At 35.9% G+C, this 12,335-nt stretch carries 12 protein-coding genes and 1 pseudogene; 9 read left to right on the plus strand and 4 right to left on the minus strand.

The genetic code is table 11. The features are described from left to right. Window positions 1–49: 49 nt before the first annotated feature. The 3 genes and pseudogenes from ACQKOF_RS20980 to ACQKOF_RS20990 all read left to right on the plus strand — a co-directional run bounded on the left by ACQKOF_RS20980 (window position 50) and on the right by ACQKOF_RS20990 (window position 1,549). A complete protein-coding gene (locus ACQKOF_RS20980; RefSeq protein ID WP_427561275.1) occupies window positions 50–535 on the plus strand; it encodes a DinB family protein in 486 nt (161 codons plus the stop codon). A gap of 240 nt (window positions 536–775) precedes the next feature. Further along, window positions 776–916 (plus strand): annotated as a pseudogene (locus ACQKOF_RS20985) (ABC transporter ATP-binding protein); the annotation flags it as partial. Window positions 917–1,279: 363 nt separating this feature from the next. Further along, window positions 1,280–1,549: an FtsX-like permease family protein gene (locus tag ACQKOF_RS20990; protein ID WP_427561277.1), complete on the plus strand. Its 270-nt coding sequence runs from the start codon at window positions 1,280–1,282 to the stop codon at window positions 1,547–1,549. 263 nt (window positions 1,550–1,812) lie between these two features. On the opposite strand, the gene ACQKOF_RS20995 is transcribed toward ACQKOF_RS20990, so the two are convergent. Beyond that, window positions 1,813–2,271 carry a DUF523 domain-containing protein gene (locus ACQKOF_RS20995; protein ID WP_427561279.1) on the minus strand — a complete coding sequence of 153 codons (459 nt, stop codon included), beginning with the start codon at window positions 2,269–2,271 and terminating at the stop codon, window positions 1,813–1,815. Window positions 2,272–2,514: 243 nt separating this feature from the next. Between ACQKOF_RS20995 and ACQKOF_RS21000 the strand changes: the two genes are divergently transcribed. Next, a complete protein-coding gene (locus ACQKOF_RS21000) occupies window positions 2,515–2,994 on the plus strand; it encodes an NUDIX hydrolase (protein WP_427561281.1) in 480 nt (159 codons plus the stop codon). 50 nt (window positions 2,995–3,044) lie between these two features. Here ACQKOF_RS21000 and ACQKOF_RS21005 read toward each other — a convergent pair whose 3' ends face one another. The 3 genes from ACQKOF_RS21005 to ACQKOF_RS21015 all read right to left on the minus strand — a co-directional run bounded on the left by ACQKOF_RS21005 (window position 3,045) and on the right by ACQKOF_RS21015 (window position 5,730). Then, window positions 3,045–3,566 carry a DUF6886 family protein gene (locus ACQKOF_RS21005; protein ID WP_427561284.1) on the minus strand — a complete coding sequence of 174 codons (522 nt, stop codon included), beginning with the start codon at window positions 3,564–3,566 and terminating at the stop codon, window positions 3,045–3,047. Between the two features lie 13 nt (window positions 3,567–3,579). Continuing rightward, the gene (locus ACQKOF_RS21010) at window positions 3,580–4,341 is read right to left on the minus strand and encodes a class I SAM-dependent methyltransferase (protein ID WP_376069949.1); all 762 of its coding nucleotides are present in this window, start codon (window positions 4,339–4,341) and stop codon (window positions 3,580–3,582) included. Window positions 4,342–4,527: 186 nt separating this feature from the next. Beyond that, the gene (locus ACQKOF_RS21015; RefSeq protein ID WP_427561337.1) at window positions 4,528–5,730 is read right to left on the minus strand and encodes a YbfB/YjiJ family MFS transporter; all 1,203 of its coding nucleotides are present in this window, start codon (window positions 5,728–5,730) and stop codon (window positions 4,528–4,530) included. Window positions 5,731–5,849: 119 nt separating this feature from the next. Here ACQKOF_RS21015 and ACQKOF_RS21020 point away from each other — a divergent pair, with 119 nt between their 5' ends. From ACQKOF_RS21020 to ACQKOF_RS21040, 5 genes are all read left to right on the plus strand, one after another. After that, window positions 5,850–6,740, plus strand: coding sequence for a LysR family transcriptional regulator (locus ACQKOF_RS21020; protein WP_427561287.1), 891 nt, complete (start codon window positions 5,850–5,852; stop codon window positions 6,738–6,740). A 463-nt stretch (window positions 6,741–7,203) separates the two neighbouring features. Then, window positions 7,204–8,571: a guanine deaminase gene (gene guaD / locus ACQKOF_RS21025; RefSeq protein WP_427561290.1), complete on the plus strand. Its 1,368-nt coding sequence runs from the start codon at window positions 7,204–7,206 to the stop codon at window positions 8,569–8,571. A 40-nt stretch (window positions 8,572–8,611) separates the two neighbouring features. After that, entirely contained in the window at window positions 8,612–9,964 is a 1,353-nt protein-coding gene (locus ACQKOF_RS21030; RefSeq protein WP_427561292.1) for a uracil-xanthine permease family protein, read from the plus strand. 134 nt (window positions 9,965–10,098) lie between these two features. After that, window positions 10,099–11,220 (plus strand): N-methyl-L-tryptophan oxidase, encoded by a 1,122-nt coding sequence (solA, locus tag ACQKOF_RS21035; RefSeq protein ID WP_427561295.1) that lies wholly within the window; start codon window positions 10,099–10,101, stop codon window positions 11,218–11,220. Between the two features lie 326 nt (window positions 11,221–11,546). Continuing rightward, window positions 11,547–12,188, plus strand: a complete 642-nt coding sequence (locus ACQKOF_RS21040; protein ID WP_427561298.1) for a response regulator transcription factor — start codon at window positions 11,547–11,549, stop codon at window positions 12,186–12,188. The last annotated feature ends 147 nt before the right edge of the window (window positions 12,189–12,335 follow it).

Raw genomic sequence — 12,335 nt, forward strand, 5'->3', positions numbered from 1 at the left:
AAAATTAAGAATATAAGTAATGTAAATCAAAAAATAGGAGAGTGAAGACATGATTCATGAAATAGAGGAATATGTAAAATATTTAGATGGTATTCATAAACGAACGATGCAATATGTGAAGGCAATACCTGAAGAACTTTTAGATTGGAAACCTTCTGAAGATAAATTTTCTATAGGTGATTTATTGCGACATATTGCATCAGCTCGTTTGATGTTTCTTGGTATATTTGTACATGGTTCATGGACGTACGCTGGACATGATACTAGTAAAGGGGCTTCTCTTGAGGATATTTCAAATTATTTAGAGTCATGTCAAGTTACATTAACAGAGGGTCTGTTGAAAATTGGCAACGATATGTTGTTAAAAAAGGTTTTAACCCTTCATGGTCATGAAGTTAGTGCTTGGAGAATACTTATGTCAATTCCCGAACATGAAATCCATCATCGTGGACAAATCTCTACATATTTGCAAATGAACAAGATTGAACCACCTCAAATTTTCGGATTAAAAATTGAGCAAGTGAAAACATTATAATTTTATGACAAAGCTTTGGACATCATCTTATCCAAAGCTTATTTTTGTCTTTATATCAAACTTCCCCATTCTGTATATGGTGAAACTTTATTTAGTGGAGGTTCATCCTCACTGCTTTTTTACAAGCAGTTAATGTGGAATAAAATCACAATATTTTGTAAGAATTTATTAATAATTTAATAAGGACCTTATAATAATTCCCCTTACACTAAAAGAAATACATTTGAAGGAGGTATTCTCGTGGATAAAGAGGTACTTATTCGAGCTCAAAATCTATGTAAGACATATTCCACAGGGAGTGAGCAATTTCATGCAATAAAAAATATTAATATCGAAATATATAAAGGAGACTTTACGGTCATAATGGGAAACTCCGGTTCGGTGTAATCCTGTAAATAAAAATGAAATTGCTATTGGCATTAATGCCAATAGGGCTTTGCACAAAAATTTAGGGGATATTGTAGAAGTCTATATCGAAGGCAAGCAGCATCATTTAATTGTTACTGGTATTTATCAATCGATAGCAAATATGTCTAATTCAGCGAGAATTACCGCTGATGTTATCAAAGTTTATAATGCTACCTATTCTGTTCAGGAGGCAATATATCAATTTGGGATGAGACATTATCAGCTCAAGTCGTTGATGATTTAAACAATAACTTTAAAAGCTCTGTTTCAGCTGTCACTCAACAAACATTATTAGATAAAGTTTTTAAAGATGTAATTGATGTTTTAATTATCCCATTGTCTGTCATAGCGATTTTATTTATCATTGTAACATTCATCATCATTTTTAGTGTTTCTAGAATAAATGTAAGAAAACAAAGCGGAACTTACGGAATTTTTAAATCTATTGGTATGACCCCAACTAATATTCGATGGTCGATTACATCAGTAGTTCTATTACTTTCAGCCCTAGGGACTATGTTTGGGATTTTTATCGGTGTAAAAGTAATACTTGTAGCTTTACAAAGTATTATTTTAGAATATGGCTTACTTGAATTCCCCTTGTGATAAACTGGCCAATAAGCATCGGATTATCTCTCTTAAGCATTGTAGCAGCCTGTCTTGGTTGCTGGGTATCAACGTTGACGGGTGATTGCCCATCTCGATTCGTCTGGGAGCTCTTTAAGAAAACTAGCATAAAACAGAACGAAAATTTTTAGCGAAGAACAGGTGAGGGTTTAAAACAAACGATTTCATTCTGTCGTTTCAATCGCTTGATGAAATTTTTTCATTCGATTTCATGGCACTAATTCCTCTCTTACAATGATTAATTATTTAATATCTGTGAAAAAATCTTCTTCAGAAAAGACAACAATATTATTTCTTCTTAGTAATGCAGTTGTTACGCCTACGCCAACTAACTTTGTACCATTAAAATCTCCATTGTAAATCATTGCACTGCCACAGGATGGACTATACTCTTTTAAAATAACTTTCGTCGCACCTAGTTCGAGTGCTTTCTGTAATGTTGCATATGCGCCCTTTATATAAAGCTCCGTTACATCACGGCCAGATTTTTCAACCACTCTCGCTTTTCCATCAAGAACATCTTCACCATCTCCATCAACAATTTCAGCGGGCTCACGGGGCGTCGAAAAGCCTCCCATAAGTTCAGGGCATACAGTTACCGCCTTATTTTCTAACACAAGCTGTTGAATTCTTTCATCTAAACTATCTGTTCCGTTATATCGTACCTTTAATCCTGCTAAGCAAGAACTTATTAAAATCATATACGCACCTCATTTTTATCCATTTCGTATAATCACAACTATAGCTCATTTGAAAATTCCGTCAACAGCCCTTACTATGACTTAAATTACTTCCTTGACCTACTCTATTCTCTTTTTAATGAGTAACATTATTTTAAAACCGTTTAATTAGTAAGACAACCTTTCCACTAATTTGTGCTACTATTTTATTATCTATATTTCTTTTATGAACTCATTCTATCTTTTAAAAAGGAGGAACAAGACTTGGTTGAATTTACAATTTGTTTTCTTAAAAAGGGTGACCAAATATTATTGCTAAATAGGGATTTTCCAGAGTGGATGGGGGCTTGGAACGGTGTAGGTGGAAAGATTGAGGAAAATGAAACTCCACTGGTTGGTGCATTACGAGAAATTAAGGAAGAAACGGGCATTGTACTGAAGGATATTACATACAAAGGAAAAATAACATGGACTGATGGAATGACCGACTTTGGCTGTATGTATGCTTTTATTGCTGAATTGCCAGAATCCTATCATTATGTGACACCGATTAAAGTTGCAGAGGGCATTTTAGATTGGAAAGATCTATCATGGATTTTCCATCCTAAAAATGTAGGAATAGCAGATTTAAAATATTACTTACCGAAAATGCTAGATGAAACAGTCAATTATGAATACATATTTACATATAAAGATAGTAAATTGATTGATATAACGAGTACCCCATTAGTACTTACTGTCTAAATATAACAAGCCTCGTAAACGCGACAGTAGTGTTTACGAGGCTTGGCTAATTATTTTCTTGGTTGCGCAAATCGCATTCTGCACATCGACCAATTCAATGTTGTTTTTTGAATTTCATCATAGATGTTCCACAGCCTATTGACTACCCGTAATTCAACATTACGTTTAAACAGTTCCTCAAATAAATTTGCTACTTCAAATTTAGCAATAGGACATTGTGTTGTTTCACTTGTATAATAACCAGCATTTTGATCCTGTAGTGTGAATTTGTGGATGTCGAACTCATATAAGTAAAGTTTCGTATTTTTCATCGTCTCAAACCACTTGCTTTCAATTACGACAACATGTGAACATGATGCTGATGCTATATAGGCTCGTTTATCCTGTTCGGTTGTATCGGCACCAATATGATAGCAAACTCGTGGACAATTTCTAGGAGTTAAAAAATTAGGCAAACATGTATCGTTAATTGCCCATACTAGACCTTTTTCTGGATCTAGATCTAGTCGATCAGGTAATCGTGGATGGAATATGGTAATATCGCTTTCCTCACTCACATGAAATATACGCACATGCTCCGCTCCTTTATTTCCTTAATTTAAATACGATAAAATCTGCACAATGTAAATCTTCCTCGAATTGTGGATACTTTATTAGCATCTCTTTTGAAGGCATCGGTTCGATAACGTCCTCTATAGAAAAGCCTGCTTGAATAATTGCTTTCATATAGCTCGCTAATGTTCGGTGATAAAATACAATTTTTTCATCGGAATCTAGCGGAAGCTTTTGATCATATACCCCTTCATAAAAATAACGCTGAACCTTCCAATACTGTTGGTCAAGCCGTTCATTTCTTATCCATCCACTATTCGGCGTAATAAAGCAAGGGTGAAGAATTGAAAAGATGAAAGTACTTTTAGGTTTTAAAAGACGATACATTTCACTCAAAGCTGCCTTATAATCCTCTAGATCTTGAAGGACCATATTGGAAACAATACAATCGAACTGTTCATCTGCTAAAAAATCTAGTTCTTCGCAATTTCCATGTTTATATTGTATCGGAACTTCCTCATGTGTTCTTTCTCTAGCAATTTCTAGCATCTTTTCTGAATAATCAACTGCTGTGACAATAGCCCCTTTTTGAGCAAGTATTCTACTTAAATAGCCTTCTCCGCACCCTGCATCTAGTAATCTTTTTCCTTTCACCTCTTCTAATAATGAAAAAATGGCTGGATTTAATAATACTTCACGGTGTATACCACCATGTTCATCGTAGTTTGCTGTAAATCTTTCTGCATGTTGATCCCAGCGTTTAATCGCCTCTTCTGTCGGTACTGTTCTTGCCATACAATTCCCTCATCTCTGTATAGAATCGTAACGTTACGTCCCTTGTGCACATTACTATTTTTTCATATATCCTCAAAAAGATATAGACTTATATTTTATTTTTTTATATCATTTAGATTGAGGCACGCCATCTTTAAGCAAAAACAAAAGCCAGAAATTCCCAAACGAATTTCTGGCTTTTCTTATTTAAGGACTGGATTGAGTTTTGATAGGCAATGAATTGTCTAAAGTGACCTGTCGTTTAACTGTGATCCACCTTCCACATAACATGATAATTAATGCAAAAAATACAATGACTCCTGCAAAGACAAGCGCTGCCTTGTAGCTACTATAAACCGCCACAAGCTGACCCGCGATGATTGGTCCGATAATTTGTCCAAATGCATAAAACGTTGTTAACAATGATACGACTGGACCGCTTTGTGTTGGGAATAGCTGACGTGCATAGGAGGTCGTTAACGTCACAATTCCTACAAATGTTAAGCCAAATAAAAATGACGATAATAATACGCTCCATACTGTTTGTGAGAATACTGGTAACAATATGCCTATTACTTGCAATACATAGGCGACAAATAAAATTTTGATGGCAGAGAATTTTTCTAATAAAACAGTCCAAACAGGTGCTGACGGGATGGCCGCTACCCCTACAATGACCCAGCTATACGAAGAGTATGCTTGCAGTGAGGGAATATTATGAATGATATCCACTAAAAAAGTACCAGTGATAATATAGCCTAACCCCTCAAAACCATATGCGACGATCAACCATGGCATAAAGCCCTTTGTCATTTTTGCATCTGAGGATTTAGCGGTTTTCACACTATCCTGTACATGCAAACCTCTCCAAAGTATATATGTCATCACTAAAAACACAGCAGATAAAATCCCTAAGCCGATCCATGTACCTTGCCAAGCAAAATGTGCTTCAATAGCAGGGACTAATAAACCTGAAATAGCAATTCCTAAGCCGATACCGCCAAATAAATAGCCAGACCATTTTGTAAGTGAATGCTTTGCTAAGTAATCCATTATAATACTTGATGTTAATACAAAAATAAGTCCCCCTGTAATGCCCGCAATCAGACGAAGTGCAAGCCAAACACTATATATTTCAATGATTCCCATAAGAACAACAGAAAGGACATTCAAGACAACACTTAACAATAAAAAGTTCTTCTTCTGGCGATTGATAAATCCTGCCCACAAAGCGCCAATGAAATAGCCAATATAATTACTTGATGCTAAAAATCCTGCAACTTCAAATGAAAACCCGACATCCTGACGCATAAATGGTAAAATTGGTGTGAATGCAAAGCGGCTAATTCCCATTGCCACTACAAGTAATAGCACTCCACCAAATAAAATTCCGATGTGCTGTCGATTCATCATGTCCCCCACCCCCTAAAAACTTTTTGTAATTAAAAGGATACAGAGTGAAAATTAATAAATCTAATATATAATTTATATAAAAGGATAAAAAATTTTTATAAGAGGTGGAATACATAATGAATTTACATGCTCTTAGATTATTCACAAAAGTAGCTGAGCTCAATAGTGTTTCTAAGGCAGCGCAAGCTCTCATGATTAGTCAACCTGCCGTTACCATTCAAATGAGAAATTTGGAAAAAGAATTAGGCTTAACTCTTTTAGAATCAAAAGGTAGAGGAATTACCTTAACACAAAACGGAGAATTTTTATTTAAACAGGCCCAGCGATTATTTGATTTAGAATTGGATATTGAAAACAAACTAGAACAATTAAAAAATACAGGTAATGAAGAATTACAAATTGCTTCTACCCATGTCCCATCGCATTTTTTATTACCAAAATGGCTAGCAAAATATAAACAAGCCTATCCGACAACTAATATCCACATAAAAACTGCTAATTCCCAACAGGTTATTGAAGAATTACTTCACTATAAGGCTGATATGGCTTTTATCGTAAAAGAGGATGGCCATCATCCAGATATTAATTATCAATTTCTCATGAATCTCGATTATTGGTTTATCGTTCCATTTGGTCATCCACTGGCAGAACAGAAAGTGACATTAGCGGAATTAATGCAGCAGCCATTTGTTTCACGGGAAGATGGTAGCTCTACGAAGGAATATTTAAACGCTTTATGTAAGGTTCATAAAATCCCACCGCCAAGAGTAGGGCTACAACTAGACGGCATCAATGAATCCATTCACGCCATTGCAGCTGGCTATGGTACGATGCTAGCTCCATCTATAGCAGCTTCTAGCTTTATTCAACGACAGCAAGTGGCACGAGTGTTTATAAAAGACATCGATATCCAGCGTCCTATTTATCTTTGCACAAGAAAAAATGAACAAAATACCTCTTCGACCTTTAATACTTTTATTAACATCATCAATGACTCAATTTCATAACAGCCTCTTTTCAAAAGTTTGAACTACACAAAATTTGTATAACAACGAATTGGTGTGTAGTTTTTTTCTTCCTAAAAGATTGTAATTAACTTTATCTCAATATCTCATCAACAAAAGTTATGGATTACATTTGTTAAAACGTATGCTTTGTATATAAGTTGATTGGAGTGAAGACTGGGCGACTCCTTGGGGATTAGCGTCACAGATGAGACCCTGGAGCGAGCAGCGCGAGTGAAGCGGCTCATCGGACGCCCCCAGGAAAGCGCCCAGTCGGAACGGAAATCAACCACACGCTGTGACAATGAACCAGCTCAATGCTTGTTAAAGCTGTTAAAAAATAGTGAAACACATTTAGAAACTCTGTAAAATTCTTATCAATATTCGTTTTTATATAGACTAATCAGTTTTAATGACCTATAATAATCCATACATTCATTAATACACGAACATTAAGGTGGTTTTTATGACTGAATATACGTTAATTTTCAAAGGGACAGCTTTTTCAAGTAAGTCTCCTACTGAAGTACAAATTTTAAAGGATTATTTATTCTTCATTAATGCTGACGGGATGATTGAGAAAACAGTCGCTCCTGAGCATCCAGATTATCAAAATCTGCTAACTACATATCAGCATCAAGAAATTTTCCATCAATTAACTGACGGACAATATTTCCTACCAGGCTTTGTCGATTTGCATGTTCATGCACCGCAATGGGCACAAGCTGGAACTGCATTAGATATTCCACTTTATGACTGGCTGAACACATACACCTTCCCTATCGAATCCAAATTCTCCGATTTAGAGTTTGCACAGGAGGTCTATGAAGATTTAGTAAGTACTCTTCTAGCCAATGGAACGACTACATCGCTCTATTTTGCAACTGTCCATAAAGAAGCAAGCCTGTTATTAGCGAAAATTTGTGCTGAAAAAGGGCAACGAGGTCTAGTTGGGAAAGTTGTGATGGATGATCCTGAACAAAATCCAGACTATTATCGAGATGCAAATACTCAAACTGCACTAAAAGATACAGAAGAATTTATTTTAGCTGTGAAGGAATTAGCCAAATCAACGAAACAAGGTGTTTATCCAGTTGTAACACCACGATTTATTCCAAGCTGTACAGACGATGCTTTAAATGGTTTAGGAGAATTAGCTGCTAAATACGATACACATATCCAGTCACATTGTAGTGAAAGCGATTGGGAGCATGGCTACGTAAAGGAACGATTTAAGAAAAATGATGCCTTTGCCTTACATGATTTTGGGCTATTAGGCGATAAATCTGTAATGGCACATTGCAATTTCTTAAATGATGATGATGCACAGTTATTTGCTGAAACAGGTACAGCGATTGGTCATTGTCCAATTTCTAATGCTTATTTTGCAAATAGCGTCATTCCAATTGCCCACTTCCATGCAAAAGGCGTTGATATCGGATTAGGGTCAGATATTTCTGGTGGCTTCTCACCTAGTCTATTCGATAATGCTAGACAAGCAGTCATGTCGTCTAGAATGCTAGAAGACGGTGTCGATACATCTCTTCCTGCTGAAAAACGAGGTGTCTCAAATTCACGTATTACGATTAATGAAGCATTTTATTTAGCAACAGCAGGTGGCGGAGAAAGTTTAAGCCTACCCATTGGTCGATTACAAGAAAACTACACATGGGATGTACAAATCATCGATACTAACATACCTTCTGCAAAACTTCCTATTTTTGATAACAAGGAAGATTTACAGGATATCTTCCAAAAAATTATGTATCTCGTGCGCCCTGAAAATATCCGTGAAGTTTGGGTACAAGGAAATAAGGTTCACGCTAGAGCCTAAATAAAAATTCTAAATTTACAATTTTGAGGTGTACATCTTAGTGGAAACGCAACATAACAAATTAGCTAACGATAAAATAAAAACTCAGCAGTTAACAGTTTTACCAGATGAAAAGGTATCACTCGGTCAATCCACCCTACTTGGTTTACAGCACGTCATGGCGATGGATGTCTACGTAGTACCTTTCTTAATTGCCATGTTAATCGGTTTACAATCAGGTCAATCAAGCGCATTGATTCAATCGACCTTCATTGCGGCTGGTATTGCAACGATTATTCAAACTCACTTTTGCATGAAGTTACCGATAGCACAAGGTCCTTCATACGTTCCTATCGGTGCCATTGTAGGTATTTATGCAGCAAGTGGTAGTGGAGATCTTGGTTGGAGCACTGTGCTAGGTGCAAGTTTAGTCGGCGCCATCTTAGTTATTATTTTAGGTTTTACAGGTATATTCAATAAAATCGTGAAAACGTTCATTCCACCAATTGTCGGAGGGACAATTATTTTTGTGGTCGGTCTTTCATTAATGCCTGTAGGTTTAAGTAATAACATTTTTAATGCGGCAGGTGCATCTATTAACCAAAACATCTATTTAGCTTTAACTTCAGCTATCGTTCTAATCCTTTGCGTTATGCTAGGTTCTGTTTTTCATAAAAAAGGCCGCGTATTTCGTATTGCTTCAGTAATCATCGCTTTAATCGCAGGTTGTATTGCCGCAAATATTATGGGCATTTTAGATTTATCAGCAGTGTCACAAGCAAAATGGTTTAGTATGCCTCAAATTCCATTTGCTGATTTCAGCTACACGTTTAATTTTTCTGCCATCATTACAATGGTGATTATTTATATCGTCTTAATGGCAGAAACAACAGGTACATGGTTTGCAGTGAGTAACGTCATCGATAAACCATTAACTGATAAACAAATTAATCGCGGTGTGATTGGCGAAGGAATTGGTTGTTTCATCGCATCATTACTAGGCTCAACTCCTGTCACTGGCTATTCAACAAATGCAGGTGTGATATCGATTACAGGTATCGCAAGCCGCCGTGTTTTTATTGCTGCCGGTTTTTGGTTTATTTTATTCGGCTTCTCTGGTAAACTAGCTGCTCTTATTTCTGCCATTCCTTCAGCAGTTATCGGTGGTGTATTCGTGATCGTTTGTGGCATTATTACGATTAGTGGTTTACAAGTAATGAAAAATGAAAACATTGGTGAAAAGGAAATGTATGTAATCGCAGTGCCAGTGATTTTAACATTAGCTCTAACATTACTTCCAAAAGATTTCTTATACTCATTACCGACAACCGTTCAATATTTATTCGGATCTCCAATAGCAACAGCAGCTATAGTAGCCATATTGTTAAATAAATTATTACCTAGTGCGAAATAGCTTTTAAACTCAAATGCACAATCTCCTATTTCGGTTAGGAGATTGTGCATTTTTCTTGTTCAAAATATTTTTCTGAAATTTCTGTCCTATCTTCTTTTATTTTGTTATACTAGAGCAAAAAAGTAGGGATTAAAATGATATACGATGTGATTGTAATTGGCGCAGGATCGATGGGGATGGCAGCAGGCTATAATTTAGCGAAAGCAGGAAAAAATGTCTTGATGCTTGATGCCTTTAATCCACCTCACGAAGAAGGTAGCCATCATGGGGAAACAAGAATAATTCGTTTTGCGTATGGTGAAGGAGCTAGCTACGTACCTTTTGTCAAAAGAGCTGGGGAATTATGGAGGGAGCTTGAAACGTTAACGGATGAAGCATTATTTTTACAAACAGGCGTAATAAATGTCGGTGAAGAGACCCATACTTTTATTCAAAATGTAAAAACTAGTGCAAAGCTCTATGATTTAGCATTAGAGCAGTATTCTGCGGCTAAGGCAATGGAGAAATGGTCTGGATTATCCTTACCTGAAAACTTTGTTGCTTGCTTTGAGCCTACTGCTGGTGTCCTCCGTGTAGAAGCCTGCATTAGCGCTTATAAAAAATTAGCTCTTGAGGCTGGGGCAACCTTACATACAAATGAAAAAGTGCAGAACATCGAAGCTGGAGACATTATACGTGTTCAAACAGCAAATAGCATTTACGAAGCTAAGCATTTAATTGTGACAGCGGGTGCCTGGGCGACTGAGTTACTTCAAACAATGGACATCACCATTCCTGTAACACCGACGCGAAAAACATTTGCATGGTTTGAGGCAGAGGAGCAACTTTATTGTGAAGATGTTTTCCCGGCCTATTGTTTTGAATTTGCTGATTCCGCATACTATGGTTTTCCAAGTATTAATGGAGCTGGCCTGAAGCTTGGCAGACATGATGGCGGTGAGGCTATCAATCCAAACGATCCGCTACGCCCCTTCGACGAACAGGATGCAATAGATTTAAAAAACTTTATCAATCGTTTTATGCCTCAGCACGGTGCACTGAAATTCGGAAAAACATGTAAATACTCGATGACACCAGACGAGGATTTCATTATTGATTTTTTACCTGAGCATCGAAATATTGTCATTGCAGCAGGCTTCTCAGGGCATGGTTTTAAATTTAGTAGTGCAGTTGGTGAAGTATTAGCTGATTTAACCCTACACGGAAAGAGTATACAGGATTTATCTCTCTTTAAGCTAAGTCGTTTTACGAAATAAAAAACCATCAAAGGAATTTGTCTCAAAAGTTAGTGGAGACACATTCCTTTTTACTTGAAACCAGCTATAGAAGCAAACAATCTGCTGTTGTAAAATCTAAGTCGCTTTACCCTTTCTGCATTACATAATAACCCTCTCTATCATCTACAATTTGTACATTCTTCTCTTTTAAGTCGCTTTGAAATAATTAGTTTTCAGTTTATAAAATATTTACCCCTTTAAATCTATGTATGGATTGTATCCCTTTCGAGACTAAAATTGGGTATAATGCATTATAAATAACATTTTATAAAAATAGTCCATTTTAATTAAGGGAGGGTAATAAGTTGATAAATATTTTAGTAGCGGACAATCATGAAGCTGTTGGGGAAGGTATAAAATTATTATTAGAACAAGAAGTAGATTTCCAAGTCACGGTTGTAAGAACTGGTGAGGAAACTTTGAATGCCCTCTCCCAACAAACATTTGACATATTTTTATTTGATATAAACATGCCCTTTTTAAATGATCAAGGATTAGTAAAAAAAGTGGAACAATTATATTCTGAAGCAATTAAAATTATCTACACAGGCTACGACATTGAACCTTTTTTCAATATTTTAATAGAATCAGATGTTTCTAGCTTTGTTAGCAAAACAGCCTCTAAGGAAAATCTTATTATGGCAATACGCTCCGCTCTAGATGGGAATGCCATGATGCCAGTGAAATTATTACGACAATTAAAACTAGTAGATACCCAAACGAACAAAACGGAAATAATGAATCAGTTCATTCAATATGACCTTAAAAAAAATGAACTAGCAGTGCTTAAATTAGTGGCTGCTGGAAAGACAAATAAACAAATAGCAGAAAATTTGCTTGTCAGTTTACGTACAGTTGAATATCGTTTAACAAAGATTTTCAAAAAACTACAAGTATATTCAAGAATAGAAGCTGTTGAAAAAATAAGAAAAATTGGCTTGCTATAAAAATAAATAATTGAATATTCAAGTGACTTTTCTATTCATAAAACCGCAAAAAAACAGTGCTAACCGTTAAAAATCTCGTGGTCATAATGTGGTTTATTTGTGGTCATGAAGTTACAATACCATGATAGAATGAATATAAGTCATCGG

It is taken from the genome of Lysinibacillus sp. NPDC093190 (genome assembly GCF_050280425.1).
GTDB lineage: Bacteria > Bacillota > Bacilli > Bacillales_A > Planococcaceae > Lysinibacillus.